This window comes from Pseudomonas sp. TR47, assembly GCF_044143025.1.
GTDB classification, from domain to species: Bacteria; Pseudomonadota; Gammaproteobacteria; order Pseudomonadales; family Pseudomonadaceae; genus Aquipseudomonas; species Aquipseudomonas putida_E.
The window spans coordinates 68570-94021 of the sequence record NZ_JBHFCS010000006.1; the positions used below are offsets into that span (position 1 = coordinate 68570).

The following is a 25452-nucleotide window of genomic DNA, read 5'->3' on the forward strand; positions in this document are numbered from 1 at the left end:
TACTAAATGCACTGCCCCTAAACCACCTCCTCGAACGGCAACCCCACATAGTTCTCGGCAATGTTCACCAGCCCCGCAGGTGAGGACAGGAAATACTCACGGTCCGCCTCCTGCATCTTCTGCTCCCAGGCATCCTTGTGCTCACCAAAGTCATGCAGCAACTGGGTCATGAACCAGCTGAAGCGCTCGCCTTTCCACACGCGGCGCAGCGCCAAGGGCGAGTACTGCTGCAGCAGGTCGGTGCGCCCTTCGCGGTAGACCTTGACCAGGATGCGGTACAGATAATTCACGTCCGAAGCCGCCAGGTTGAGGCCTTTGGCCCCGGTGGGCGGGACGATGTGTGCGGCGTCACCGACCAGGAACAGGTGCCCATATTGCATGGGTTCGACCACCAGGCTGCGCAAGGGAGCAATGCTCTTTTCCAGCGCCGGGCCGGTGACCAGGCGCGCTGCCACGTCTTCAGGCAAACGGGCCTTGAGTTCGGTCCAGAAACGCTCGTCGGACCAGTCCTCCACGCGTTCATCCAGCGGTACTTGCAGGTAGTAGCGGCTGCGTGTCTGCGAACGCTGACTGCACAGCGAAAAGCCACGCTCGTGATGGGCGTAGATCAGTTCGTGGTTCACTGGCGGCGTATCGGACAGCATTCCTAGCCAGCCGAACGGGTAAACACATTCGTAGTGTTTGAGTACACCTTCGGGGATGCTCTGGCGGGAAACACCATGGAAGCCGTCGCAGCCGGCGATGTAGTCGCAGTCCAGGCGGTGGGTCTGGCCGTCCTTCTCGTAGGTTACGTACGGCCGTTCGCCCTTGAGCTCGTGGGGCCGGACATTGCTGGCCGAATAGATGATCGGCGCACCGCTGGCTTCGCGCGCCTGCATCAGGTCTCGAGTCACTTCGGTCTGGCCATAGACCATGACCGTCTTGCCTCCGGTCAGGCCCTTGAGGTCCAGACGTTGGCGGCGGCCACTTACAAGCAGCTCGACACCTTCGTGCACCAACCCTTCGCGGTCCATGCGCTCGGCAACACCTGCCTCACGCAGCAGGTCGACGGTACCCTGTTCGAGCACACCGGCACGGATGCGGCCAAGTACATAGTCAGGCGTCTGACGTTCAAGAATGACCGTGTCGATCCCGGCCTTGTACAACAGTTGACCAAGCAGAAGCCCAGACGGACCTGCACCGATGATTGCAACCTGAGTTTTCATTGTTGTTCTCTCGTGTTATTAGATTTCTAGCTGCATTTTTACGGGCAGCACAGGCGCAATAGCTGTGCTATCCGATGCAAAACCTGCACTTTTATAAAAAGCGTTCGATTAACGGACAGGCCAGCCGCTCATGAAATCGTCACTCCCCGGCGTCCCGCTGTTTCAGCTGTATGGCGAAAACCAGGCATGGCCCGGTACGGACTTGCTGCATTGCGAGTCGATCCCGGCCCGCAGCCGCCTGCACCACTGGGAAATCAAACCGCACCAGCACGCCGAACTGTTTCAGTTGCTGTATGTGCAACGTGGCCAGGCTCAGGTAGAGATCGAGGGCGTGCGCAGTGCCATTGGCGAAGCGGCAATCCAGGTGGTACCACCGCTGACCGTGCACGGTTTTCGCTTCAGTGCCGATATCCAGGGGCATGTGCTGACCTTCGGCACCGCGCTGGTAGCCAACCTCGAGCAACGCCTGGGTGCACCGCTGGGGGTGCTGGCCAAGCCTGCCTGTTACCCGTTGGGCAAGGACCGTGTGCATCTGCGCAGCCTGATCGACACGCTGCAGCAGGAGTACCAGGGCCATGCTCCGGCACGCGCGCCCCTGCTCGAAGCCCTGGTGACCGCACTGATGGTGTGGATCAGCCGTCGCCAGCAACTGGGCCAGGCGCCGCGCAACCGCGACGAACGTGACCGTCAGTTGCTGGGGCAATACCTGCGCCTGGTCGAAGCGCACTACCGTGAGCACCTGTCGGTGGAGGACTTTGCCGCGCGGTTGAAGATCCCGAGCCTGCAGCTCAACCAACTGTGCCGGGCATTGAGCGGGCAGAGCGCACTGCAACTGGTGCACCAGCGGCTGCTGCTGGAGGCACAGCGAAACCTGATCTATACACGCATAAGCATCGGGCAGTTGTCGGACAGCCTGGGCTTCAGTGATCCGACCTACTTTGCAAGGTTCTTCAAGCGCTTGAGTGGGCAGACACCCAATGGTTATCGTCGCTCGGTGCAGCCTGATTGATTGGCAATGCCTGTACTGGGCGGCAAAGAGAGACAACCCCGCAACACCCTGCTTGACGTATACGTAAACCTGCATTCAGGATACCGCCATACTCCACGCCGAGCCCACGCATGAGCAGCCAGACCTACAGCATTTCCGACCTGTCCCGCGAGCTGGACATCACCACCCGCGCCATCCGTTTCTATGAGGAACAGGGCCTGCTCAGCCCCGAGCGCCGTGGCCTGGAACGCATCTATTCGGCACGCGACAAGGTCAGCCTGAAGCTGATACTGCGTGGCAAGCGCATCGGTTTCTCGCTGGCCGAATGCCGTGAACTGATCGAGCTCTACGACCCCAGCAGCGGTAACCTCAAGCAACTCAACAGCATGCTGGCAAAGATCGCCGAGCGCCGCGCCCAGCTTGAGCAACAGATGCTCGATATTCACCAGATGCAACTGGAGCTGGACACCGCCCAGGAACGTTGCGAACAGGCCCTGGCCGCAACATTGAACAATAACGACAACCGCTGACCCGCCACAGGAACCCCACCATGCCTTTGCCCGAAAAAGTCCGCCTGGTCGAAGTCGGCCCTCGCGACGGCCTGCAGAACGAAGCCCAGCCCATCAGTGTCGCGGACAAGGTGCGCCTGGTCGACGACCTTACCGACGCCGGGCTGGCCTACATTGAAGTCGGCAGTTTCGTTTCGCCCAAATGGGTGCCGCAGATGGCCGGCTCTGCCGACGTGTTTGCCGCTATCGAGCAACGCGCGGGTGTTACCTATGCGGCCCTGGCGCCCAACCTGCGAGGGTTCGAAGACGCCCTGGCGGCCGGGGTGAAGGAAGTGGCAGTGTTCGCCGCCGCCTCCGAAGCGTTCTCCCAGCGCAACATCAATTGTTCGATCAGTGAGAGCCTCCAGCGTTTCGAGCCGATCATGCAGGCGGCGCGCAGCCACGGTGTGCAGGTGCGCGGTTACGTTTCCTGCGTGCTCGGCTGCCCGTATGAAGGCAGGGTCAGTGCCGAACAGGTCGCCCCTGTGGCCAAGGCCCTGCATGACATGGGCTGCTACGAAGTCTCTCTGGGCGACACCATCGGTACTGGCACCGCAGGCGATACCCGCAGGCTGTTCGAGGTTGTCTCGGCGCACGTGCCGCGTGAGCAACTGGCCGGCCACTTCCACGATACCTACGGCCAGGCGCTGGCCAACGTGTATGCCAGCCTGCTCGAAGGCATCAGTGTGTTCGACAGCTCGGTGGCCGGCCTTGGGGGTTGCCCCTATGCCAAGGGCGCAACGGGCAATATCGCCAGCGAGGATGTGGTGTACCTGCTGCAAGGGCTTGGGATTGAAACCGGCATCGACCTGGGCCGCTTGATCGCCGCCGGGCAGCGTATCAGCAAGGTGCTGGGCCGGGCCAACGGCTCTCGTGTGGCGCGGGCACGCAGCGCACAGTGATTCACACGGTTGTCACGTATGTGTGGGTGAGTGTTACCGCCCCCACAGCCGTCAGCAAAAAATCGGGTAACAGGGAAACAATTCGACAGAATTTCACGGCACCCAAATCATGCGAATCAGGACAAACCATTGATTTTAAAGGGTTTAAAAAAGTTGGCACGGCACCTGCTATATCTTTGGTACAACAACAACAAAAAATGCGATACCCAATAAAAACAACATGTAACGGCTCTGACATAACAAGAACAACACGGCAGAGGCGCAGCAAGCAGATTTTTTTGGAGTAGACACGCTTTTCAGGGGTTCGCCCCGCGGTCTGGCACAGAACAATAAAACTACCTCAAGGTAGCGGCAGTCAGCATCGGATCCCCAGGATGAAAGCAGGTCAGCGCTCAAAAAAATACGTTTGCTCTTGACCCCGGTTGGGGGTCACCCGCAACACCAAGGCAGGCCTACAAAAACAACAAAAGGCCGGCCTCAATAATAAGAAAAGAGCAGGCAACAACGCTTTGAGGGGAGCTTCGGCTCCCCTCAGTGCTTCCTGCCCTCCTCCTCCTGCTGTTTCTCCTCGTCCTGCCCCTCGACCTTTTCCACCACTATCGGCATCGTGGCCAGCACCAGCAGCGCAAGCACTGTGCTGATCAGCGCCGTCGCCTCACGCCCCATGCCTGCAGCGGTACCGATTGCCGCCGTCATCCACAGGCCGGCGGCCGTGGTCAGGCCTTTGACGTGGCTGGTATCGCGACCATTACCTTTGAGGATGGTGCCCGCACCGAGGAAACCGATACCGGCGACGATGCCCTGGATTACCCGGCTCATGGCCTGCTCGTCGGCACCTGCCATGCTTGGCGCCAGCACGAATAATGCGGCGCCCACCGATACCAGCATATGTGTACGCACACCAGCGGACTTGCCTTTGTGCTCGCGCTCGAAGCCCAGAACGGCCCCCAGAATGGCTGCCATCAGCAGGCGCAGGATGATACGGGTGACGTCGCGCACTTCTGTGATGTCGGCGAATTCTGCTTGAATGGTTTGCCAGATGAGGTCCATGGGTCGTTTCTCAGACGCAAGCTGTGTGCTGCCCCCACCTTCCATTCACGAGCAATGCAGGCGAAAAGGCCGGCAGAGGCGCCTTTGTGGGTTGACCCGTGCACGCCCGATAAAGTGCCGTGCAGCAGCTTGATGCAGCAACCTGCTACCGCTCGCGGTCACACCTGTAACCGCAAACCGGAGGACCACCCCATGCCCGTCGAAATCGAAGAAAGCACCCGCCGCTGCACCCTCATAGGCGAAGACCTGCGCATCGAAGGCGATGGCCCGGACATCGAGATCGTTACAGATGAGCAGTTGCACATGTCTGTGGCACTGCTCGCAGGCCAGCGTGTCCCGATCACCGAAGCCGAAGCCGACGCGCTGACCGTCGCCGGTGCCGTGGACAGCCGAAAGCATTTGAAGGCGAGCGTTCCTGGCTCGGTAATCTAGCGCGGCAGAAGCACTGCCTGGCAACTGATCCGGTTTTTGGTGCATGGCCTGAGCCTGTACTGAAAACCGCTTCGGGGCCATAGTGTGGGTGAATTGCCTGTTCACCCTGCTTGCCGAGCCCTCATGAAACGCTACGAACGATTTGCCGATGACATTGCCGAACTGATCCGCTCCGGCGTGCTCGGCCCCGGCCAGCGCGTGCCTTCGGTGCGCTACGCCAGTCAGACGCACGGGGTCAGCCCGTCGACCGTGTTCCAGGCTTACTACCTGCTCGAACGCCGCGGGCTGATCCGCGCACGGCCGCGTTCAGGCTATTTCGTCACTGCCCATGCACCGCGTCAGTTCAGCGAGCCACAGCCACTGGAGCCGTTGAGCGAATCGACTGACGTGGATGTCAGCGCCTTGGTGTTCTCGATACTCGAGTCGATCAAGGACCCGAATACCGTGCCGTTCGGGTCGGCATTCCCCAGCCCGGAACTGTTCCCGCTGCAGCGCCTGTCGCGCTCGCTGGCCAGCGCCAGCCGGGCCATGGACCCGCGCATGGTGGTCACCGACCTGTCACCGGGCAACCCGCAACTGCGCCGGCAGATCGCCCTGCGCTACATGGTCGGCGGGCTGATGCTGCCCATGGAGGAATTGCTGATCACCAACGGCGCGCTGGAAGCACTGAACCTGTGCCTGCAGGCGGTCACCGAGCCGGGTGACCTGGTGGCGGTCGAAGCACCGGCCTTCTACGCCTGCCTCCAGGTGCTGGAACGGCTCAAGCTCAAGGCGGTGGAGATACCCGTGCAGCCGCGCGAGGGCATGGACCTGGCCGCGCTCGCCCAGACCTTGGAGAAGCACCCGGTCAAAGCCGTGTGGTGCATGACCAACTTCCAGAACCCGGTGGGCGCGAGCATGCCCGAGGCGAAGAAACAGGCATTGGTGGCGTTGCTGCAACGCCATCAGGTGCCGCTGATCGAGGACGACGTCTACGCCGAGCTGTATTACTCGCAGCAGGCGCCCAAGCCCGCCAAGGCCTTCGACACGCAAGGCCTGGTGATGCACTGCGGCTCGTTCGCCAAGAGCCTGGCGCCCGGTTACCGCATTGGCTGGGTAGCCGCCGGGCGCTTTGCCCAGAAGATCGAACGGCTCAAGCTGATGACCTCGCTGTGCGCCTCGATGCCGGCCCAGGCCGCCATTGCCGACTACCTGGAACACGGCGGGTATGACCGCCACTTGCGCAAACTGCGCTATGCGCTGGAGGGCCAGCAAGCCAACATGCTCGCCACCATCTCGCGGTATTTTCCGCCGCAGACGCGAGTCAGCCAGCCTTCTGGCGGCTACTTTCTGTGGCTGGAACTGCCCGAACGGATAGATGCACTGAAGCTGTTCCACATGGCCTTGGCCCAAGGCATCAGCATCGCTCCGGGGCCCATATTTTCGCCCACCCGCCGCTTTGGCAACTGCATCCGCCTGAACTACGGCACCCCTTGGGGCGACACCGCCGAACGGGCAATGGAAACCCTGGGCCGCATCATCCGCTCATTCTGACGGCAAACTGCCCACTCGTGCGCAATCTGGCGAGATGGCGGCTAGGCGTACCAGAGCCGTCGCGTTAAAGTCTGGCCACGCACCGCTGCCGGACGTCGCCAATGCCTCTGAACGAGATGCTCGCCCTGCGCGAGGAAATCGCAACCCTGCGCCGCCGTAACGCGCAGCTTGAAGCCGAACTGCAGCAACACCCGCATCTGGGCCTCGATGTCTACCGCTTTCTGTTCGAGAGCATGGATGAAGGCTTCTGCATCATCGAATTCATTGACGGCCCGCATGGCCCGCTGAGTGATTTCGTGCACGTGCTCGTCAACCCGGCCTATGCCAGGCATGCCGGCATCGCTGACGTGACCGGCCAGAAAATGCGCGACATATTGCCTGATGAAGCCGACGCCTGGGTTGCCCGCTACGGTCCAGTGCTGCATACCGGCACCCCCCTGCAATTCGAGCAGCAATTGCGAGCCAGCGGCCGCGTTTTGTCAGTGAGCAGCTTTCGCGTCGAGCCGGCGCAGCGCCGGCAGGTTGCGGTTCTGTTCAAGGATGTCACCGAGCGACGCAAGACCGAGCAGGCCCTCGAGCAGCTCAATGCGCACCTGGAGCAAAGGGTCAGCGAAGCCCTGGCACAGCGCAGCCTGTTCGCAGAGCTTATCGACCAGAGCGCAGCCAACGTGCATGTGCTCGATAGCGGCATGCACTGGCTGGCCGTCAATCGCAAGGCCAGGGAGGACTTCCGGTTCCTGTATGGTCAGACACCGGTAGTCGGCGCCTGCATGCCCCCCCTGATGGGTGACAATGCCGCGGACCGGGATGCGATCCTGCCCTTGTGGCGACGGGCACTGCAGGGCGAGCAGTTCACCGCAACCGGTGCATTCGGCCAGCCGCCGGACCAGCGCCATTATGAACTGCGCTTCAATGCCCTGCGCGATGCTGCAGGTACCCCGGTGGGTGCTTACCTGTTCGCCTACGACATCAGCGAGCGGGTACAGCAGCAGCAACGCCTTGCCAACGCAGAGCAGGCACTGCGTCAGGCGCAAAAAATGGAGGCCGTCGGGCAGCTTAGCGGCGGCATCGCACATGACTTCAACAACTTGCTGGGCAGCATCCTCAATACCCAGGAACTGATCCAGCTGCGCCTGCGACAACAGCGCTATACCGGGCTGGAAAACTTACTCGAACTGTCCAACAGTACGGCCAAACGCGCCTCGTCGCTGGTGCACCGACTGCTGGCATTTTCGCGCCAGCAAACCCTGCAACCCCGTTCCACCGAGGTGGCGGCGCTGCTGGGCGACATGCAGGAGCTGGTGCGCAGAACGATCGGCCCTTCCATTTCCCTGCACAGCCGGTTCGCGCCTGAACTCTGGCCAACCTTTATCGACCCGCCACAATTGGAAAGCGCATTGCTCAACCTGTGCATCAATGCCCGCGACGCGCTGCCTGACGGTGGTGTCATCAGCATTCATGGCGACAATGTGGCGCTCGACAGCGATCAGGCACGCCCTTTGGGGTTGCCTTGCGGCGACTACGTGCGCCTCAGCGTTGTCGACAACGGCTGCGGTATGAGCGAGGAAGTGGTTGCACGCGCCTTCGACCCGTTCTTCTCCACCAAACCCAACGGCCGGGGCACCGGCCTTGGGTTGTCGATGACCTACGGTTTCGTGCGCCAGTCTGGCGGGCAGTTACGCTTGCTTTCTCAACCCGGCAAGGGCACACGCGTTGAACTGTACCTTCCGCGCCATCACGCACAGCCCGTGCAGCAGGCCCTGCCCTCCAAGACCGGCTCACTGGATAGGCACCGTGCGGGCGGGCAGCGCATCGTGCTGGTGGAAGACCAGCTAGCCCTGCGCTTGGTGATCCGCGAGGTGCTGGAAGAACAGGGTTATCAGGTCGAAGCCTTCGAGACTGGCGCTGCCGCCCTGGCACACTTGCAAGGCAGCGAGCGGCCGGACCTGCTGCTAAGCGACATCGGCCTGCCCGACGGCCCCAACGGTCGCCAGGTGGCTGAGCGCTACCGGCAACAGTATCCCGGCATTGAACTGCTGTTCATCACCGGCTATGACAACAGTGTGGCGCTGGGAGACGATCAGTTGCTGCAAGGCAGCCATGTACTGGGCAAACCGTTCGAGCTGGATGCGCTGGCCGAGTGCGTCCATCAACTGCTGGCGGCCAGGCAGCCGTGAGCGGTGGCGCTCAGCGCCCGCCGCCCAGGTCGAGAAAACTGCCAGTGGAATAAGACGCCTTGTCCGACAGCAGCCAGAGAATCGCCTCGGCCACTTCTTCCGGGCGGCCGCCGCGCCCCATGGGCAAGCCAGGCTCGAGCTTGGCGACACGGTCGGGGTCGCCGGACAGGGCGTGGAAGGCGGTATGAATGTAGCCTGGGCGCACGCCATTGACCCGCACCCCCTCACCTGCCACCTCCTTGGCCAAGCCGATGGTGAAGGTATCGAGGGCACCTTTGGAGGCGGCGTAGTCGACGTATTCGTTGGGTGAGCCCAGGCGCGCAGCGACCGATGACACATTGACGATGGCCCCGCCTTGGCCGCCGTGGCGGCGGGCCATGCGCAGCAATGCGTGCTTGGCGCAAAGCATCGGCCCGACCACATTGGTTTTCATCACCTTGAGCAGGCGGAACTCCGACATGTCTTCGACACGGCTTTGCTGGCCGATGGTGCCGGCGTTGTTCACCAGTGCGGTGACGGGGCCTAGCTCTTCATCGACGCGATGGAACAGCTGGATCACCTCGTCCTCGACACTGGCGTCTGCACGCACACAGATGGCCTGGGCGCCGAGTGCGCGCACCTGGGCAAGAATGCCTTGCGCGGCCTGGTCATCGGCGTGGTAGTTGATGCAGATGCGGTAACCCTCGCGGGCGGCCTGCATGGCGGTGGCGGCGCCGATGCCACGGCTGGCGCCGGTGATGACAATGACTTTCTCCATGGCCCTGCCAAATCGCTTGGAAAGATAGCGTCGACAATAGGGGAAAAGCCAGCCGCTGGGAATGACCCAGCACAACAGGTCAGGCGATATCAGCCCGAGCTCAGGGCTCGAACCCTTCCACGATGATCACCTCTGCCTTGGCCACCCCTTGGCGATGGGTGCACGCTTGCTGATACAACTCGGATCGATAGCAGGCCAGCGCCTGCTCGTAGGTCTGGAACTCGATCACCACACTGCGCTGGGGGCTTCGCCGCCCTTCCATCGCCTCGCTGCGCCCGCCCCGGGCGAGGAACCGCCCGCCGAATGCGGCAAAGGCGGCGGGCGCACGTTGGGTGTACTGCTGATACTGCTCGGGGTCGGTCACGTCCACGTGGGCAATCCAATACGCTTTCATCCGCTACTCTCCTGTTGCAAAACTATTTGTGTATGATGGTATACCATAATAATCACCCATTCACAGTGAGCGTGCAGCATGGCTTTCAATACGATCGAAGAACTCCTCGAGGACTACCGCCAAGGCAAGATGGTACTGCTGGTTGACGACGAGGATCGGGAGAACGAAGGCGACCTGCTGATCGCCGCCGAGCGCTGCGACGCTCAGGCCATCAACGTCATGGCCCGCGAAGCGCGGGGCCTGATCTGCCTGACCCTGACCGACGAGCATTGTCAGCGCTTGGGGCTTGAGCAGATGGTACCGGCCAACGGCAGTGCGTTCAGCACCGCCTTCACCGTATCGATCGAGGCCGCTACGGGGGTTACCACGGGTATTTCTGCGGCCGACCGGGCACGCACCGTGGCTGCAGCCATGGCCGCCGATGCCCGCCCGGAGGATCTGGTGCAGCCCGGCCACATCTTCCCGCTACGCGCCCGCGAAGGCGGTGTGCTGAACCGCGCCGGCCATACCGAAGCGGGTTGCGACCTGGCACGCCTGGCCGGTTTTGCCCCGGCGTCGGTGATCGTGGAGGTGCTCAACGACGATGGCACCATGGCCCGTCGACCGGACCTGGAAGTGTTCGCCGCCCGGCACGGCATCAAGATCGGCACCATCGCCGACCTGATCCATTACCGCCTGAGCACCGAGCAGACCATCAAGCGCATCGGTGAACGCGAACTGCCGACCGTGCACGGCACCTTCCGCCTGGTGACCTATGAAGACCGTATCGAAGGCGGTGTGCACATGGCCATGGTGATGGGCGATATCCACCGCGAACAGCCGACCCTGGTGCGCGTGCACGTAATCGACCCGCTGCGCGACCTGGTCGGTGCCGAATATGCCGGGCCGGCCAACTGGACCTTGTGGGCTGCGCTGCAGAAGGTCGCTGAGGAAGGTGCCGGGGTGGTGGTGATCCTGGCCAACCATGAATCGTCGCAGGCGCTGCTTGAGCGCATACCGCAACTGACCCAGCCGTTGCGCCCCTACCAGCGTGGGCAATCGAAGGTGTACTCGGAAGTCGGCACCGGCGCGCAGATTCTCCAGGACCTGGGCGTTGGCAAGCTGTGCCACCTGGGCCCACCGCTCAAGTATGCGGGCTTGGCCGGGTATGAGCTGGAAGTGGTGCAGAGCATACCTTTCGAGCCCCAGGGCTGAAAGCTGCAAGTTGAAGCGGATCTGCGGCGCAACGCGATCTGCTTTGACTTGAAGCTCGCAGCTTGAGGCTTGCAGCTTCGAGGCGAGAAAGAGTGATGGCCGGTAGCCTCCCGCTCTTGCCAAAATCTTGGAATACCATAATATGATATCCCGTAGACCTTGAAATCACAGGCCGCCACCTACACTCACCAAACGGCCACCGACACATTGTTTTAGCTGCTCCCCGAATAATGTTGGCGGGCGCACTACCAGCCCGCCTCGAATAACAAAAAGCAACGAGGGCGTAACCATGCTGTTGAGCAAACGTGTAACCGCAGTGCTGTCCGCCAGCCTGCTGACCCTGGCATGTCAGGCCACCCAGGCCGCCGACAGCCTCAACTTCGTCAGCTGGGGCGGTACCACCCAGGACGCCCAGAAAGAAGCATGGGCCGTACCTTTCAGCAAATCGACCAACATCAAAGTGGTGCAGGACGGCCCGACCGACTACGGCAAGCTCAAGGCCATGGTCGAGAGCGGCAACGTGCAGTGGGACGTGGTCGACGTGGAAGCCGACTTTGCCCTGCGGGCCGCCAGCGAAGGCCTGCTCGAACCCCTCGATTTCAACACCATCGCGCGCGACAAGATCGACCCACGCTTCGTCTCCGACCATGGCGTCGGTTCGTTCTTCTTCTCGTTCGTGCTCGGCTACAACGAAGGCAAGCTCGGCGCCAACAAGCCGGTGGACTGGACCGCGCTGTTCGACACCAAGACCTACCCCGGCAAACGCGCCCTGTACAAGTGGCCAAGCCCCGGCGTACTGGAACTGGCCCTGCTGGCCGACGGCGTGCCAGCCGACAAGCTCTACCCGCTGGACCTGGACCGCGCCTTCAAGAAACTCGACACCATCAAGAAAGACATCGTCTGGTGGGGCGGTGGTGCCCAGTCGCAGCAGCTGCTGGCCTCCGGTGAAGCCTCGCTCGGCCAGTTCTGGAACGGCCGCGTCTATGCCCTGCAGCAAGATGGAGCGCCGGTGGGCGTGAGCTGGAAGCAGAACCTGGTCATGGCCGATTTCCTGGTCATCCCCAAGGGCGCCAAGAACAAGGACGCGGCCATGAAGTTCCTGGCCCAGGCCAGCAGCGCCGAAGGCCAGGCCGAGTTCGCCAACAAGACCGCCTACGCGCCGGTGAACCTGGACAGCGTGGCCAAACTCGACAAAGACCTCGCGCAGAACCTGCCGACCGCCTACGCCCAGGACCAGGTCACCCTGGACTTCGCCTACTGGGCCAAGAACGGCCAGGCCATCGCCGCGCGCTGGAATGAGTGGTTGGTGAAATGAAAGTCGCCATCAATGCCCTGCAAAACGCGCAAGGTGCCCCCACGGGCACCGGCGCTCCGGGGACGGCCCCGCGCCGCGTGAGCCTCGGCCAGCGCTGGAAAGGCAGCCGCAACCTGTTGCCCGCCCTGCTGTTCCTTGGCCTGTTCTTCTTCGCCCCGCTGATCGGCCTGTTGCTGCGCGGCGTGCTGGAGCCGGTGCCGGGGCTGGGCAACTACGAGCAGCTGTTCGCCAACTCGGCGTATGCGCGGGTACTGTTCAACACCTTTTCGGTGGCCGGCGTCGTCACCCTGATCAGCGTGTTGCTGGGCTTCCCGCTGGCCTGGGCAATCACCCTGGTGCCCAACGGCTGGGGCCGCTGGTTGCTGAACATCGTGCTGTTGTCGATGTGGACCAGCCTGCTGGCGCGTACCTATTCGTGGCTGGTGCTGCTGCAGGGCTCGGGGGTGATCAACAAGGCGTTGATGGCGCTGGGCATCATCGATGCCCCGCTGGAAATGGTGCACAACCTGACCGGCGTGGTGATCGGCATGAGCTACATCATGATCCCGTTCATCGTGCTGCCGCTGCAGGCGACCATGCACGCCATCGACCCGATGGTCCTGCAGGCCGGCTCCATCTGCGGCGCAAGCCCCTGGACCAACTTCTGGAAGGTGTTCCTGCCACTGTGCCGCTCGGGGCTGTTCTCCGGTGCGCTGATGGTGTTCGTCATGTCGCTGGGCTACTACGTCACCCCGGCACTGCTTGGTGGCGCGCAAAACATGATGCTGCCCGAATTCATCATCCAGCAGGTGCAATCGTTCCTTAACTGGGGCCTGGCCAGCGCCGCCGCCGCACTGCTGGTGGTCATCACCCTGGTGCTCTTCTACCTGTACCTGAAGCTGCAACCGGAATCACCGGTCGGCAACGCGAGGTAAACCGCCATGCTTCTGTCTCCCAATGCCATGGGGCGCCCGCTGCGCACGGGCCTGTACCTGACCACCGGCGTGATTGCGGCCTTCCTGCTGCTGCCGGTAGTGTTCATCATCCTGCTGTCGTTCGGCTCATCGCAGTGGCTGGTCTTCCCGCCACCAGGCTGGACCTTCAAGTGGTATGCGCAGTTCTTCGCCAACCCGGAGTGGATGGACGCCGCCCTGGCCAGCTTCAAGGTCGCCGTGCTGACCACCATCGCCGCCGTGCTGCTGGGCCTGCCTACTGCATTCGCCCTGGTGCGTGGCCGCTTCCCCGGCCGCGAAATGCTCTACGGGCTGTTCACCATGCCGATGATCGTGCCGCTGGTGATCATTGCCGTGGCGGTGTATGCACTGTTTCTGAAGCTCGGCTATACCGGCACGCTGTTCGCCTTCGTGGTCAGCCACGTGATCGTCGCCCTGCCCTTCACCATCATTTCGATCATCAACTCGCTCAAGCTGTTCGACCAGTCGATCGAGGATGCCGCGGTGATCTGCGGCGCCTCACGCCTGCAAGCGATCTTCAAGGTGACCTTCCCGGCCATTCGCCCGGGGATGATCGCCGGCGGCCTGTTTGCCTTCCTGGTCTCGTGGGACGAGGTGGTACTGAGCGTGATGATGGCCAGCCCCGACCTGCAAACCTTGCCCGTGAAGATGTGGACCACCCTGCGCCAGGACCTGAGCCCGGTGATCGCCGTCGCCTCGACGCTGCTGATCGGCCTGTCGCTGATGGTCATGGTCATTGCCGCCGCCTTGCGCCGGCGCACCGAAACGAACGCCTGAGCGCCCGGAGAAAACAACAATGAGTGCAGTGATCAAAGACAACGCGCACAACAAGACCCTGGTCAGCCTGCGCGGCCTGAACAAGCATTACGGTGACTTCACCGCCGTGGATAATCTCGACCTGGAAATCCAGGACGGCGAGTTTCTCACCTTCCTCGGCTCCAGCGGCTCGGGCAAGTCCACCACCCTGTCGATGCTGGCCGGGTTCGAGACGCCCAGCAGCGGCGAGATTCTGGTCGAGGGCCAGTCGCTGGTGAATGTGCCACCGCACAAGCGCGACATCGGCATGGTGTTCCAGCGTTACTCGCTGTTCCCGCACCTGAATGTGCGTGACAACATCGCCTTCCCCTTGGCCATCCGCAAGCTCGGCGCGGCGGAAACCAAGAAGCGGGTCGACGCCATGCTCAAGCTGGTACAACTGGAGGCGTTCGCCCACCGCAAACCCTCGCAGATGTCGGGCGGCCAGCAACAGCGTGTGGCGATTGCCCGCGCCCTGGTGTACGAACCACGCATCCTGCTGATGGACGAGCCACTCGGCGCGCTGGACAAGAAACTGCGCGAAGACCTGCAGGATGAACTGCGCCAGCTGCACCGCCGGCTGGGCATCACCATCGTCTACGTCACCCACGACCAGGAAGAAGCCATGCGCCTGTCCCAGCGCATCGCCATCTTCAGCCACGGCAAGATCGTCGGCCTGGGCACCGGCTATGACCTCTACCAGAACCCGCCCAACGCCTTTGTCGCCTCGTTCCTGGGCAACTCCAACTTCCTGCGCATCACGGCCAGCAGCAACGGTGCCGGCAGTTTCGAAGGCCAGCCAGTGGCGATCCGCCTGACGCCTGGCCTGGCGGCAGGCCAAGATGCGCTGATCATGGTACGCCCGGAAAAGGCCCTGGCACTCACCACCGACCAGGCTGCACGCGAGCCGTTGCCAGCGGGCTGGAACGAAGTGCTTGCCAAGGTTGGCGAAGTGCTGTTCCTCGGTGAAAGCCAGACCTGCCATGTAATGACCCCGGGCGGTACTGAACTGACCGTGAAAGCACTGTCGGCTGCGGGTATGTCCATGCAGCCCGGAGACACCGTGAAGGTCCGCTGGGCGGTTGCAGACGCCTGCATCTACACCGAATGGGCGCAAAGCGACCTGAGCAAGTCGGCCGGCGCGCACTGAGCATCAGCAGCAGGTAAATGATTGACGCGTATCCCGACCAATGGTCATATGCGCGCCAGTTTCAGGTGTCCTGCGCCGCCGCGCGCAGGGTGAAACGGGAAGCCGGTGCGTCGTGGTTCACGACAAGTCCGGCGCTGCCCCCGCAACGGTAAGCGAGCGAAGCCTTCGACACACCACTGTGCACACGCATGGGAAGGTGAAGGCCTCATGACCCTCGCAAGCCCGGAGACCGGCCTGAAGCTTCACTTGGCAACCCGCGGTGGGCGGGCGCAGGCCGGTATCCGCGTGCGCGTCTGCGCCTGCGGTGGTTGTGCCTTTGCGTGTTTTCCACCGGGATCCATTCATTCCTGCAGCAGTGGAAAGACATGTCCCGTTTCTTCAAGCTTCACCCTCTGGCAGCCTGCCTGGCGGTCGCCCTGCCGGCCCTGGCCGATGACCACGACAACCCTGCGCTGGCGCTGCCATCCACAGCCATCACCGACACCCGCGCTGAGCAAAAGGTCGACCTCGCCACGCCGACCCAGGCCGGTTCACGCCTGAACCTCAGCGCCCTGGAAACACCGGCCAGCACCACGAGCATCACCGCCGAACAGATCCAGCAGCGCAACAACCTCACCGTGCAGGAGGCCGTGACCCGCTCGCCGGGCATCACCTTCATCGGCAGCCCGGGCGATGGCGGCACCGGCCTTTCGGCGCGCGGCTTTACCGGACACGGTTCAGTGATGACCCTGTTCGACGGCGCACGCTTGTATACCGGGGCCGGCACCCAGACCTTTCCAGTCGACCCGTGGATGGTAGAGCGTATCGATGTGATCCGGGGCCCGGCCTCGGTACTGTATGGTGAGGGCGCCACCGGCGCGGTGATCAACGTCATCCCGAAAAAGCCGTTCACCGGCGACATTCACAACCACCTGCGCCTTGGCTATGGTTCCTGGGACCGCCAGCAACTAGGCCTGGACAGCGGTGGCAGCCTCAGCAAGCGCCTGAGTTACCGCCTGACCCTTGACCAGCAGGCTGGCAATGGCTGGGTCGACCGCACCAACTCGCGCAGCCTTGCCCTGAGTGCCGCACTGCGATTCGATGCCACTGACGACCTGAGCTTTACCCTGGCCCACGAGCGCGGCGACGCCGAGCCCGCCAATTACTACGGTACGCCGCTGATCGACGGCCACTACCGCAGCAGCCTGCGCAAGAAGAACTACAACATTCAGAATGACGTGCAGCGCTACCATGACGAATGGACCCGCTTCACCACTGACTGGGCCATCAGTGACCAGCTCAGTGCCAGCAACCAGCTGTACTACATCAAGAGCCGCCGGCACTGGCGCAATGCCGAGGATTACAGCTGGGACGCCGACCGCCAACAGCTGCTGCGACAGAGCTACCTGCAGATCAAGCATGATCAGGAGCAGATAGGCGATCGCCAGACGTTCACCTTCGACCATGCGCTGTTCGGGCTTGCCAGCAGGACGATGGTTGGCGCCGAGTACAATAAGGTGCGCTTCAACGTTGACAGCAACTCGCCGTACAACGATGTCGGCGGCGACTATATCGACCCGTGGCATCCAGCCCCTGGCTGGTTCCACAGTGCTTCGCCCCTGCGACCGCAAACCTTGTCCACGACCCACACCTTCGCTCTGTTCGCCGAAAATCGCCTGCAGCTGACTGATCGCCTTTCGCTGGTGACCGGCGTGCGTCGAGACCAGAACCACATTGACCGCAACAACCTCACCGACGACACGCGCAGCGACCGCAGCCTGCAAGGTGGCAACTGGCGCGCAGGGCTGGTGTTCGCCATCAGTGACGACCTGGCGCTGTACGGCCAGTACTCTACCAGCGAGGACGGGGTGAACGACCTGATCAGTCTCAACCCTGCGCAAATGAACTACGACCTCACCGAGTCCAAGCAGACCGAGCTGGGCCTGAAGCAGCGCTTCTGGGAAGGCCGTGGTGAATGGACGCTGGCGGCCTACCACATCGTCAAGAAAAAGCTGCTGGTGGATGACCCTATCACCCATGAAAAGCAGCAGGCCGGGCAACAAACCTCCGACGGCCTGGAGGCGAGCCTTGAGCTGGCCTTGCCGCAGCAGTGGCAGGTCTCAGCCAATGCGTCACTGGTGCGCGCAAAATACGATGAGTTCGACGAAATGGTGGCCGGTGTAACACAGGATCGCGCCGGCAATCGCCCGTCCAACGTGCCACGGCGTACTGCCAACCTATGGCTGACCAAGGGCTTCGGCCAGCAAGTGGAGGCCGGCATTGGCGCACGGTACGTGGACGACCGCTATGCCAATACGGCCAACACTCAGCGTGCGCCGGGCTATACCGTGGTCGATGCCAACATCGGCTGGCAGCTGTTACCGGATGTGCGCCTGGTGCTGCAGGTAAACAACCTGTTTGACCGTGAATATGTGGCTTCGGCGTTCAGTGGCACGCAATGGATCATGGGCACGCCGCGGTCGTATTTCGCGACAGTGGATTACAGCTTCTGATTTGAGCTGACTGTATCGGCCTCATCGCCGGTAACCCGGCCCCCACAGCCCCCCCGCTGCTCTCGAGCTCAGCGCAAACCCAGTGGGAGCTGGCTTGCCGGCGATGACGGCTGAACCGCCACTGCAAAAACCACTACCCGGCACAAATGAAATAGTTATAAGATAACGTTTCATTTGACATCCATTCCTGCCTGCGACCCCTCCATGACAAGTGCCGCCGCCACCCCCACCCAGCTCACCCAACGCCTGCAGAGCATCGATGCCCTGCGCGGCCTGGTGATCCTGTTCATGCTGCTCGACCACGTCCGCGAGACATTCTTCCTGCATCGCCAGGTCAGCGACCCGATGAGCATCGACGCCACCGACCCGTCCCTGTTCTTCAGCCGCACCCTGGCACACCTGTGTGCACCAGTGTTCGTACTGCTCACTGGCCTGTCAGCCTGGCTGTACGGCGAGAAGTATCAGGGCCGCAGCGATGTCTCGGCGTTCCTGTTCAAGCGCGGCCTGTTCCTGGTAGTGCTGGAGTTCACCCTGGTGAATTTCGCCTGGACCTTCCAGCTGCCGCCCAGTGTCATCTACCTGCAGGTGATCTGGGCCATCGGGGTCAGCATGATCGCCCTGTCGCTGCTGGTATGGCTGCCGCGCCCGGCGCTGGTTGTGCTGGGCGCAGTGATCATCGCCGGGCACAACCTGCTCGACGGCCTGCACTTTGGCGCTGAGTCGGCGATGCATGTGCCGTGGGCGATCCTGCATGACCGTGGCTGGCTGGAGCTCTCTGAAAGCCTGCGCCTGCGCACCTCCTACCCGGTACTGCCGTGGATCGGCGTCATTGCCTTGGGCTATGGCCTGGGCCCTTGGTTCGCCCGTGGCAGCGATGCCGGCCAGCGTCAGTACCGCCTGCTGCTGGCAGGGGTCATCGCCCTGCTCGGCTTCATGGCGCTGCGCATGCTCAATGGCTACGGCGAAGCGCCGTGGAGCGGCTACCCGACGCTTACCCAGACCGTTATGAGTTTCTTCAACATCACCAAATACCCGCCTTCGTTGTTGTTCCTGGCCCTGACCCTGGGCTGCGGCCTGCTGTTGCTGCGCGCCTTTGAGCGCGCAGGGCAAGCCCGCTGGATCGGTGCCCTGGCGGTGTTTGGCGCGGCACCGATGTTCTTCTATCTGCTGCACCTGTACGTGTTGAAACTGATGTACCTGGCCAGCGTCGCCCTGTTCGGCCGCAATCACGGCGACTACTTCGGTTTTGACGGTATTGGCGCGGTGTGGCTGGGTGCTGTGCTGCTGGCCATGGCGCTGTACCTGCCGGTGCGCTGGTTCGCCAGGCTCAAGGCGCGCCGACGCGACATCACCTGGCTCAAGTACTTCTGATTTAGCGTTTTCACCGGCTGCCTGATGGTCTACCATGCGGGCCGCCGGTTTCCACCATGGAAATAATAGGGAATCCCAGGCCGCCCAGGCGCGCCAAACGGAACTGCCCCCGCAACTGTAGGTGCCGAGCCCGCTCCATCGATGCCACTGGATCAGCCGATCCGGGAAGGCCGGAGCCGGGTGATGACGCACCAGTCAGGAGACCTGCCGGCTTACATTCACCAACCGGCGGGGTGTCCGGGATTGGCCATCAGAGTTGCCCCTGTCGCCTGCAGGGGCGCGGCGATGCCTGTCCGTGCGTTCCTTCCGTGAACTGTCCGATAGGAGATCGCCCCGCATGCTGTCCCGTTTCGCCACCCTGCTCGCCGGCTTGAGCCTAACCGGCGCGGCTCAGGCCGCCGCCACGCACTACCCGCTGACCGTGGACAACTGCGGCATGCCGCAGACCTTCACCCACGCCCCCGAGCGCGCAGTCACCATCGGCCAGGCCGGCACCGAAATCCTCTACGCGCTGGGGTTGGGCGACAAACTGGCCGGCACATCGCTATGGTTCAACAACGTCTTGCCCGAATACAAGGCGCAGAACGACAAGGTGCCGCGCCTGGCCGACAACGATCCGAGCTTCGAAGCAGTGGTGGGCAAGCGACCAGAGTTGGTGGCGGTGCAGTTCGAGTGGATGGTCGGCGCCCAGGGCGTGGTCGCGACCCGTGAGCAGTTCAACGAACTGAAGATCCCCACCTATCTGCTGCCCTCGGACTGCGAAGGCAAGGACAACCTGGTGGGGGCCGATGGCACGCGACTACAGGCGTTTCAGGTCCAGAGCATCTACAAGAGCGTCAGCCAGCTGGCGGAAATCTTCGACGTCCAGGACCGCGGCGTGGCACTGAACAGCGACCTCAAGGCGCGCCTGGACAGCGCCAAACAACAACTGGCCGGCAAAGACCTGAGCCAGACTTCGGCACTGTTCTGGTTCTCCAGCGCCGACCTCGACATCGACCCCTACGTTGCGGGCCGCCAGGGCGTGGCGGACTTCATGCTGCGCACCCTGGGTGTACGCAACGTGGTCGAGTCCACCGAAGAGTGGCCCACGGTGGGCTGGGAAACCATCGCCAAGGCCAACCCTACGTGGCTGATCATCGCCCGCATGGATCGCCGCCGCTTTCCGGCCGACGACTACCAGAAGAAGCTCGAATTCCTGCGCAGCGACCCGGTAACCCAGCACATGGATGCCGTGAAAAACAACCGCATCATCATCCTCGACGCCGATGCCATGCAGGCCGGTATCCGCCTGTTCCGGGGCCTGCAGACCCTGTCGGCAGCCTTCGCCAGCGGTAAAGCGGCGCCGTGATGAACCGTATGCTGCCCTGCTGTGCCCTGGCCCTGGTTGCCCTGCTCGGCGCGCTGCTTGCCGGCACCGCCATTGGCGAGACCACCGTGCCCCCCTGCGTGGTGTACCAGGTACTGGCCAACCACCTGTGGCAGGCCGGTTACCCGGTCGACCCGATCGACGCCGGTATCGTCTGGAACTACCGCCTGACCCGCACGCTGGTCGCCGCAGCCTGTGGCGCAGGGCTGGCGACCTGTGGGGTGATCCTGCAGGCGCTGCTGCGCAACCCGCTGGCCGAACCCTATTTGCTGGGCCTGTCGGCCGGGGCTTCGACCGGCGCCGTGCTGGTGGGCCTGCTGGGCCTGGGCAGCGTTGCCCTGAGCATGTCGGGCGGCGCCTTCGTCGGCGCTGTCGCGGCCTTCGCCCTGGTCCTGGTGCTGGCCCGCGCAGCCGGCCCGAGCAGCAACAACGCCCAAGTGATCCTCGCAGGGATTGCCGGCTCGCAACTGTTCAACGCCCTGACGGCGTTTCTGATCACCAAATCGGCCACGGCCGAACAGGCTCGCGGCATCTTGTTCTGGCTGCTGGGCAACCTCAGTGGCGTGCGCTGGCCGTCAGTATGGCTGGCGCTGCCGGTGGCGCTGTTCGGGCTGGTGGTGTGCCTGTGGCACCGGCGCACACTGGACGCTTTCACCTTCGGTACCGATTCGGCGGCGTCGCTGGGCATTGCAGTGCGGCGCAGCCAGTTGCTGCTGATCAGTTGCGCGGCGCTGGTGACGGCAGTGATGGTGTCCATCGTCGGCGCCATCGGTTTTGTCGGGCTGGTCATCCCGCATGCCCTGCGCCTGTTGCTCGGCCCAGGCCACAGCCGCCTGCTGCCGGCCAGCGCCCTGGGCGGTGCGCTGTTCCTGATCGCTGCGGACATGCTTTCACGCACGCTGATCCCCGGCCAGGTGATTCCAGTGGGCGTGGTCACAGCGCTGATCGGCGCACCTGTGTTTGCGTTGATCCTGGTCAGCCGCAGGGGGCGCGCATGACGGCCATGACACCCCCAAAGGTCGCCCCGCTCGCCTGCCAGGGCTTGGGTTTGCAACTGTCGGGCAACCCCGTGCTGCGCGATATCAACCTGACGGTCGCCACGGGTGAAACCCTCGGTATCGTTGGCCCGAATGGCTCCGGCAAATCGTCCCTGCTCAAACTGCTGGCCGGGCTGCGCACGCCGCATAGCGGCAGTGTGCAATTGCTCGGCGAGCCGCTTGCGCGCCTGCCGCGCCGGCGCATCGCCCAGGCCCTGGCGCTGGTTGAGCAACAGGCCGACACCCTCGACGCCATCAGCGTGTTCGATGCCGTGGCGCTAGGGCGTACCCCTTGGTTGTCCGCCCTGGCGCCGTTTTCCCAGGAGGATCGCGCGGTCGTCGAGCAGGCCCTGGCCGACCTCGATGCCTCGCACCTGCGCACGCGCATCTGGAGCTCGCTGTCCGGTGGCGAACGCCAGCGCGTACACATTGCCCGCGCTCTTGCCCAGCGCCCGCAGGTATTGCTGCTCGATGAGCCGACCAACCACCTCGACATCCAGCACCAGCTGAGCCTGTTGCAACAGGTACAGGCGCTGCCGGTGACCACCCTGGTGGCCCTGCACGACCTGAACCAGGCGCTGACCTGCGACCGCGTGGCGGTGCTCGAACACGGCCGTCTGGTCGCCCTCGGCAAGCCGCTGGAGGTACTGACCCCCGAGCGTTTGCTGAGCACCTTCGGCGTACATGCCCACTACCTCACCGACCCCTTCGACGGCGCGCGCATCCTGCGCTTTCGCGCCCCCTGAACCAGGAAGCTCCCGCATGCTGTTGCGCACTACCGTCCTGCTGCTCGCCAACGCTCTGCTACCTTTCGCCGCGCTGGCCGACGTGCACGAAGTGAAGATGCTCACCCGCGGCGCGGCCGGTGCCATGGTCTACGAGCCCGACCACCTGCGTATCGCACCGGGTGATACGGTACGTTTCGTGCCGACCCAGAGCGGCCACAACGCGGCCAGCCTGCCCGGGTTGCTGCCGGTAGGCGCCGAGGCTTTCAAGAGCAAGCTGAACCAGCCCTTCGAGCAGACCTTTACGGTGCCTGGGGTGTACGGCATCCAGTGCATCCCACACCTGGCCATGGGCATGGTGATGCTGATCCAGGTGGGCGATACCGGCTTGGCCGAGTTGCCAGCGGCTTTGCCTGCGCGGGCACGTGCGCGCCTGGCAGCCCAACTGCAGCAGTTGGAGGCCGGCCAATGAACCGTTTGCTTCTGGCCCTGCCGCTGCTGGGCCTGGCACCCTTGGCGCTGGCTGAATCCGCACAGTCGCAGAGTAACGGCTTGGTCGAAGACAGCAGCTGGAGCATCCTCAACCGCACGGTCTACGACCAGCGTGACTACAAGCATGGCGGGCGTAACAGTGCCGCCCGCAATGCCTACAAACTGCGCAGCGAACGCAATGGCCTGGCCGAGGAATGGGCCTACGGTTTGATGGGTACATTCCAGTCCGGTTTTACCCAGGGCCTGATCGGTGTTGGCGTCGATGCCCATGCCTACCTGGGCGTACAACTCGACAGCGGTGGAGGTCGAACCGGCAAGGCTCGCCTGCTCGGTGTGGACAACGATGGCCACCCTAAAAACGAATACAGCCGCGGCGGTGCCGCTCTGAAGCTTCGCCTGTCCGATACAGTGCTTTCCTATGGTGAGCAGCGAGTGAAAACGCCGGTATTCAGCTCTTCCGACAGCCGCCTGCTACCCGAAACCGCCACCGGTTTTTTCCTCACCAGCAACGAGATCGACAAGGTCAGGCTGGTCGCCGGGCACTTCAACGAAAGCACCGACCGCAATGCTTCAAGCCATGACCAGGGCTTCGTGGTGAACTATTCCAACGCCCGCCAGGGCAACAGCTTCGACCTCGCCGGTGCGGTGTGGAACCCCAGCGCTGCCTTGAGCGCCAGCCTGTACACCTCCCGCTATGAAGACACCTGGAACCAGCACTACCTGGGCAGCACCCTCACCCATGCACTGGATGACCGGCGCAGCCTGAGCCTGGACCTCAACCTGTACCGCACCACCGACACCGGCAAAGCGCTGTCCGGGCGCATCGACAACACCACCTGGAGCCTGGTCTCGCGCTATAGCCATGGCCCCCATGCTTTCAGCCTGGGCTGGCAGCAGGTGGATGGCAACACGCCGTTCGACTACGTGACCCGCGGTGCAATCTATATTGCCAACGCCGTGCAGATGTCTGACTTCAACGCACCCAACGAAAAGTCCTGGCAAGCGCGCTATGACCTGAACATGGGCGCTTATGGGGTGCCGGGGTTGAACCTGACGGCGCTGTATGTGCGCGGGTTCGATATCGATGGCACGCACGTGGACCCCAACGGCGGGTATGCGTACCTGGGCTATGGCAAGGGTGGCAAACACTGGGAGAGGGACCTTGAGGCGCGGTATGTGGTACAGAGTGGCAAGGCCAAGGGCACGGCGTTTTCACTGAGGCACAATGTGCACCGCGGGGATACGGCGCAGGCGGAACTGGACGGCAACCAGATCCGCCTGGCCGTGGAGTGGCCGTTGTCGGGCGGGCTCTGAGTGGTTTCATCCTCCTTGTGCGCCGGTTTGATGAGGCCCTTGGCGTTGCGGGTATCCACCCTCGTCACTGCAAAGCAGGAAAGTTCCTAAATGACCTGGTACTGCTCCATATGCGTAGTACGCCACACCGGGTCATCCTCTACGTTGATCACCGTGAAGCCCTGCCGCTCCCAGAACCGGATCGCCCCTGCCAGAAACGGATGGGTGTGCAGGTACAGACACTCAACACCTGCCCCGACGGCGTGCTCACGCAAGGCCTGGAACAGTGCCGCGGCCAGGCCGTTGCGCCGGTATTCGGGGAGCACGAACAGGCGCACGATTTCGACGACGCGTTTGCCGTGGTAGTCGAGCTGGTGGAAGCGATGGTCATAGGGCAGGTAGCCAATGACTGCGATCAACGTGCCACGATCACGGGCTTCCAGAAAGTGCCCGTCGCCATCGAGGTAGGTCGCCTCGAAATGGGCCAGGTCTTTGGGCAAAGGCGAATGGGCGAGCATGGGGAACAGCTCGCGCCGGGCACTGTCGACGAAGGCAACGATTTCATCGATGGCGTCACGGCCGGGTGATTGGAAGGTCCAGTCGGGCATGGTGTTGAAGCGATGGCCTGGGGAACGTTTTTCTACCCTACAGCATCGGACGGCGCAATGCATGGTCGGCCCGACCTCGCTATAATCCCCGGCCTGAAACGCGCCCAAGGCCAGCCCATGCCCCGCCTCTGCAAGTTGTTGCTGCCCCTGCTGTTCGCCGCTGCCCTCACCGCCTGCGACCAGAAACCGACTCGAGAAGAGCAGATCGTGGCCAGCCTGCCTTTGCAGGAGGCCTATGAGCACAACATCGACCGCATGGCGTTGCTGCTGACCCGCAGCCACCCGCGACTCGACGAAGAAACAATCCGCAGCGTGCTGCGCAAGCACCTCACGGTCGAGGATCAGCGCCAGGACCTGTTCAAGCTCTACAGCGAAAAGAACTTCAGCGACGCCGAGTTCGCCACTATCGTCGAGGTGACTCGGGACCCGGCAAAGGCCAAGGCCTTGGAGCAGACCGAGGACGGCCAGCAACTGAGCGCGAAACTTACCCGGCTGATGCGCGAGACAGCACGCGATGAAAAGGCCCAGGCACTCGCAGCGCAGCGCCTGCAACGGGTGCAGGACGAGCTGGACGCATTGGATAACGCCGGTTCCTGAACGATTGCGACAGCCCCACATCCCTCCCGTAGCGGTGCAAGCCCATAACGAGTAAGGTTATTTCTTTTGCGCCAGTGA

General features: G+C 63.0%; 24 protein-coding genes and 2 riboswitches. Of the genes, 19 read left to right on the plus strand and 5 right to left on the minus strand.

The features are described 5' to 3' along the window. Nucleotides 1–17 precede the first annotated feature (17 nt). Nucleotides 18–1205: a 4-hydroxybenzoate 3-monooxygenase gene (gene pobA / locus ACEWE8_RS08695; protein ID WP_046787186.1), complete on the minus strand. Its 1188-nt coding sequence runs from the start codon at nt 1203–1205 to the stop codon at nt 18–20. A 130-nt stretch (nt 1206–1335) separates the two neighbouring features. Here pobA and ACEWE8_RS08700 point away from each other — a divergent pair, with 130 nt between their 5' ends. From ACEWE8_RS08700 to ACEWE8_RS08710, 3 genes are all read left to right on the plus strand, one after another. Then, the gene (locus tag ACEWE8_RS08700) at nt 1336–2214 is read left to right on the plus strand and encodes a helix-turn-helix domain-containing protein (RefSeq protein WP_046787187.1); all 879 of its coding nucleotides are present in this window, start codon (nt 1336–1338) and stop codon (nt 2212–2214) included. A 110-nt stretch (nt 2215–2324) separates the two neighbouring features. Further along, nucleotides 2325–2723, plus strand: a complete 399-nt coding sequence (locus tag ACEWE8_RS08705; protein ID WP_046787188.1) for a MerR family DNA-binding transcriptional regulator — start codon at nt 2325–2327, stop codon at nt 2721–2723. Nucleotides 2724–2743: 20 nt separating this feature from the next. Next, nucleotides 2744–3643, plus strand: coding sequence for a hydroxymethylglutaryl-CoA lyase (locus ACEWE8_RS08710; protein WP_046787189.1), 900 nt, complete (start codon nt 2744–2746; stop codon nt 3641–3643). A gap of 531 nt (nt 3644–4174) precedes the next feature. On the opposite strand, the gene ACEWE8_RS08715 is transcribed toward ACEWE8_RS08710, so the two are convergent. Continuing rightward, nucleotides 4175–4693: an MgtC/SapB family protein gene (locus ACEWE8_RS08715; RefSeq protein WP_046787190.1), complete on the minus strand. Its 519-nt coding sequence runs from the start codon at nt 4691–4693 to the stop codon at nt 4175–4177. A 192-nt stretch (nt 4694–4885) separates the two neighbouring features. On the opposite strand from ACEWE8_RS08715, the gene ACEWE8_RS08720 reads away from it, so the two are divergent. From ACEWE8_RS08720 to ACEWE8_RS08730, 3 genes are all read left to right on the plus strand, one after another. Continuing rightward, nucleotides 4886–5125: a DUF3203 family protein gene (locus tag ACEWE8_RS08720; protein WP_046787191.1), complete on the plus strand. Its 240-nt coding sequence runs from the start codon at nt 4886–4888 to the stop codon at nt 5123–5125. A 123-nt stretch (nt 5126–5248) separates the two neighbouring features. Beyond that, nucleotides 5249–6658, plus strand: coding sequence for a GntR family transcriptional regulator MpaR (mapR, locus tag ACEWE8_RS08725; RefSeq protein ID WP_046787192.1), 1410 nt, complete (start codon nt 5249–5251; stop codon nt 6656–6658). Nucleotides 6659–6759: 101 nt separating this feature from the next. Then, the gene (locus ACEWE8_RS08730) at nt 6760–8835 is read left to right on the plus strand and encodes a PAS domain-containing sensor histidine kinase (RefSeq protein ID WP_046787193.1); all 2076 of its coding nucleotides are present in this window, start codon (nt 6760–6762) and stop codon (nt 8833–8835) included. Nucleotides 8836–8845: 10 nt separating this feature from the next. Here ACEWE8_RS08730 and ACEWE8_RS08735 read toward each other — a convergent pair whose 3' ends face one another. Then, nucleotides 8846–9592 (minus strand): SDR family oxidoreductase, encoded by a 747-nt coding sequence (locus ACEWE8_RS08735; RefSeq protein WP_046787194.1) that lies wholly within the window; start codon nt 9590–9592, stop codon nt 8846–8848. Between the two features lie 100 nt (nt 9593–9692). Continuing rightward, nucleotides 9693–9986 (minus strand): DUF1330 domain-containing protein, encoded by a 294-nt coding sequence (locus ACEWE8_RS08740; RefSeq protein ID WP_046787195.1) that lies wholly within the window; start codon nt 9984–9986, stop codon nt 9693–9695. A gap of 78 nt (nt 9987–10064) precedes the next feature. Between ACEWE8_RS08740 and ribBA the strand changes: the two genes are divergently transcribed. The 12 genes from ribBA to ACEWE8_RS08800 all read left to right on the plus strand — a co-directional run bounded on the left by ribBA (nt 10065) and on the right by ACEWE8_RS08800 (nt 24190). Next, nucleotides 10065–11180 (plus strand): bifunctional 3,4-dihydroxy-2-butanone-4-phosphate synthase/GTP cyclohydrolase II, encoded by a 1116-nt coding sequence (ribBA, locus tag ACEWE8_RS08745; RefSeq protein WP_046787196.1) that lies wholly within the window; start codon nt 10065–10067, stop codon nt 11178–11180. Between the two features lie 289 nt (nt 11181–11469). Then, entirely contained in the window at nt 11470–12495 is a 1026-nt protein-coding gene (locus ACEWE8_RS08750) for a polyamine ABC transporter substrate-binding protein (protein ID WP_046787197.1), read from the plus strand. After that, complete coding sequence (locus ACEWE8_RS08755; RefSeq protein WP_046787198.1) at nt 12492–13409, plus strand: ABC transporter permease; 918 nt, start codon at nt 12492–12494, stop codon at nt 13407–13409. The genes ACEWE8_RS08750 and ACEWE8_RS08755 overlap by 4 nt, the downstream gene beginning before the upstream one ends. A 6-nt stretch (nt 13410–13415) precedes the next feature. Continuing rightward, nucleotides 13416–14225 (plus strand): ABC transporter permease, encoded by an 810-nt coding sequence (locus tag ACEWE8_RS08760; RefSeq protein WP_046787199.1) that lies wholly within the window; start codon nt 13416–13418, stop codon nt 14223–14225. Between the two features lie 19 nt (nt 14226–14244). Continuing rightward, on the plus strand, nt 14245–15393 hold the full coding sequence (locus ACEWE8_RS08765; protein WP_125923279.1) for an ABC transporter ATP-binding protein: 1149 nt from the start codon (nt 14245–14247) through the stop codon (nt 15391–15393). A gap of 46 nt (nt 15394–15439) precedes the next feature. After that, nucleotides 15440–15646: riboswitch (cobalamin riboswitch) on the plus strand. A gap of 112 nt (nt 15647–15758) precedes the next feature. Continuing rightward, nucleotides 15759–17885 carry a TonB-dependent siderophore receptor gene (locus ACEWE8_RS08770; RefSeq protein WP_046787201.1) on the plus strand — a complete coding sequence of 709 codons (2127 nt, stop codon included), beginning with the start codon at nt 15759–15761 and terminating at the stop codon, nt 17883–17885. A 204-nt stretch (nt 17886–18089) separates the two neighbouring features. Then, nucleotides 18090–19256, plus strand: coding sequence for a DUF1624 domain-containing protein (locus tag ACEWE8_RS08775; RefSeq protein ID WP_046787202.1), 1167 nt, complete (start codon nt 18090–18092; stop codon nt 19254–19256). Nucleotides 19257–19284: 28 nt separating this feature from the next. Then, a riboswitch (cobalamin riboswitch) is annotated at nt 19285–19483 on the plus strand. A gap of 110 nt (nt 19484–19593) precedes the next feature. After that, nucleotides 19594–20604, plus strand: a complete 1011-nt coding sequence (locus tag ACEWE8_RS08780) for an ABC transporter substrate-binding protein (protein WP_046787203.1) — start codon at nt 19594–19596, stop codon at nt 20602–20604. Continuing rightward, entirely contained in the window at nt 20604–21620 is a 1017-nt protein-coding gene (locus ACEWE8_RS08785) for an iron ABC transporter permease (protein ID WP_046787204.1), read from the plus strand. The genes ACEWE8_RS08780 and ACEWE8_RS08785 overlap by 1 nt, the downstream gene beginning before the upstream one ends. Continuing rightward, complete coding sequence (locus ACEWE8_RS08790; RefSeq protein ID WP_046787205.1) at nt 21617–22405, plus strand: ABC transporter ATP-binding protein; 789 nt, start codon at nt 21617–21619, stop codon at nt 22403–22405. Before ACEWE8_RS08785 ends, ACEWE8_RS08790 begins: the two co-directional genes overlap by 4 nt. 16 nt (nt 22406–22421) lie before the next feature. Beyond that, nucleotides 22422–22856 carry a pseudoazurin gene (locus tag ACEWE8_RS08795; protein ID WP_046787206.1) on the plus strand — a complete coding sequence of 145 codons (435 nt, stop codon included), beginning with the start codon at nt 22422–22424 and terminating at the stop codon, nt 22854–22856. Continuing rightward, nucleotides 22853–24190, plus strand: a complete 1338-nt coding sequence (locus ACEWE8_RS08800) for an OprD family porin (RefSeq protein WP_046787207.1) — start codon at nt 22853–22855, stop codon at nt 24188–24190. The genes ACEWE8_RS08795 and ACEWE8_RS08800 overlap by 4 nt, the downstream gene beginning before the upstream one ends. A gap of 86 nt (nt 24191–24276) precedes the next feature. On the opposite strand, the gene ACEWE8_RS08805 is transcribed toward ACEWE8_RS08800, so the two are convergent. Then, nucleotides 24277–24777, minus strand: coding sequence for a GNAT family N-acetyltransferase (locus tag ACEWE8_RS08805; protein ID WP_046787208.1), 501 nt, complete (start codon nt 24775–24777; stop codon nt 24277–24279). Nucleotides 24778–24894: 117 nt separating this feature from the next. On the opposite strand from ACEWE8_RS08805, the gene ACEWE8_RS08810 reads away from it, so the two are divergent. Beyond that, entirely contained in the window at nt 24895–25374 is a 480-nt protein-coding gene (locus ACEWE8_RS08810; protein ID WP_046787209.1) for a hypothetical protein, read from the plus strand. Nucleotides 25375–25452 lie beyond the last annotated feature (78 nt).

What these genes read in the sequence shown, in the direction of transcription:
- pobA (WP_046787186.1), bottom strand. Translation starts at nt 1,205, where the DNA reads ATGAAAACTCAGGTTGCAATCATCGGTGCAGGTCCGTCTGGGCTTCTG.
- ACEWE8_RS08700 (WP_046787187.1), top strand. Translation starts at nt 1,336, where the DNA reads ATGAAATCGTCACTCCCCGGCGTCCCGCTGTTTCAGCTGTATGGCGAA.
- ACEWE8_RS08705 (WP_046787188.1), top strand. Translation starts at nt 2,325, where the DNA reads ATGAGCAGCCAGACCTACAGCATTTCCGACCTGTCCCGCGAGCTGGAC.
- ACEWE8_RS08710 (WP_046787189.1), top strand. Translation starts at nt 2,744, where the DNA reads ATGCCTTTGCCCGAAAAAGTCCGCCTGGTCGAAGTCGGCCCTCGCGAC.
- ACEWE8_RS08715 (WP_046787190.1), bottom strand. Translation starts at nt 4,693, where the DNA reads ATGGACCTCATCTGGCAAACCATTCAAGCAGAATTCGCCGACATCACA.
- ACEWE8_RS08720 (WP_046787191.1), top strand. Translation starts at nt 4,886, where the DNA reads ATGCCCGTCGAAATCGAAGAAAGCACCCGCCGCTGCACCCTCATAGGC.
- mapR (WP_046787192.1), top strand. Translation starts at nt 5,249, where the DNA reads ATGAAACGCTACGAACGATTTGCCGATGACATTGCCGAACTGATCCGC.
- ACEWE8_RS08730 (WP_046787193.1), top strand. Translation starts at nt 6,760, where the DNA reads ATGCCTCTGAACGAGATGCTCGCCCTGCGCGAGGAAATCGCAACCCTG.
- ACEWE8_RS08735 (WP_046787194.1), bottom strand. Translation starts at nt 9,592, where the DNA reads ATGGAGAAAGTCATTGTCATCACCGGCGCCAGCCGTGGCATCGGCGCC.
- ACEWE8_RS08740 (WP_046787195.1), bottom strand. Translation starts at nt 9,986, where the DNA reads ATGAAAGCGTATTGGATTGCCCACGTGGACGTGACCGACCCCGAGCAG.
- ribBA (WP_046787196.1), top strand. Translation starts at nt 10,065, where the DNA reads ATGGCTTTCAATACGATCGAAGAACTCCTCGAGGACTACCGCCAAGGC.
- ACEWE8_RS08750 (WP_046787197.1), top strand. Translation starts at nt 11,470, where the DNA reads ATGCTGTTGAGCAAACGTGTAACCGCAGTGCTGTCCGCCAGCCTGCTG.
- ACEWE8_RS08755 (WP_046787198.1), top strand. Translation starts at nt 12,492, where the DNA reads ATGAAAGTCGCCATCAATGCCCTGCAAAACGCGCAAGGTGCCCCCACG.
- ACEWE8_RS08760 (WP_046787199.1), top strand. Translation starts at nt 13,416, where the DNA reads ATGCTTCTGTCTCCCAATGCCATGGGGCGCCCGCTGCGCACGGGCCTG.
- ACEWE8_RS08765 (WP_125923279.1), top strand. Translation starts at nt 14,245, where the DNA reads ATGAGTGCAGTGATCAAAGACAACGCGCACAACAAGACCCTGGTCAGC.
- ACEWE8_RS08770 (WP_046787201.1), top strand. Translation starts at nt 15,759, where the DNA reads ATGTCCCGTTTCTTCAAGCTTCACCCTCTGGCAGCCTGCCTGGCGGTC.
- ACEWE8_RS08775 (WP_046787202.1), top strand. Translation starts at nt 18,090, where the DNA reads ATGACAAGTGCCGCCGCCACCCCCACCCAGCTCACCCAACGCCTGCAG.
- ACEWE8_RS08780 (WP_046787203.1), top strand. Translation starts at nt 19,594, where the DNA reads ATGCTGTCCCGTTTCGCCACCCTGCTCGCCGGCTTGAGCCTAACCGGC.
- ACEWE8_RS08785 (WP_046787204.1), top strand. Translation starts at nt 20,604, where the DNA reads ATGAACCGTATGCTGCCCTGCTGTGCCCTGGCCCTGGTTGCCCTGCTC.
- ACEWE8_RS08790 (WP_046787205.1), top strand. Translation starts at nt 21,617, where the DNA reads ATGACGGCCATGACACCCCCAAAGGTCGCCCCGCTCGCCTGCCAGGGC.
- ACEWE8_RS08795 (WP_046787206.1), top strand. Translation starts at nt 22,422, where the DNA reads ATGCTGTTGCGCACTACCGTCCTGCTGCTCGCCAACGCTCTGCTACCT.
- ACEWE8_RS08800 (WP_046787207.1), top strand. Translation starts at nt 22,853, where the DNA reads ATGAACCGTTTGCTTCTGGCCCTGCCGCTGCTGGGCCTGGCACCCTTG.
- ACEWE8_RS08805 (WP_046787208.1), bottom strand. Translation starts at nt 24,777, where the DNA reads ATGCCCGACTGGACCTTCCAATCACCCGGCCGTGACGCCATCGATGAA.
- ACEWE8_RS08810 (WP_046787209.1), top strand. Translation starts at nt 24,895, where the DNA reads ATGCCCCGCCTCTGCAAGTTGTTGCTGCCCCTGCTGTTCGCCGCTGCC.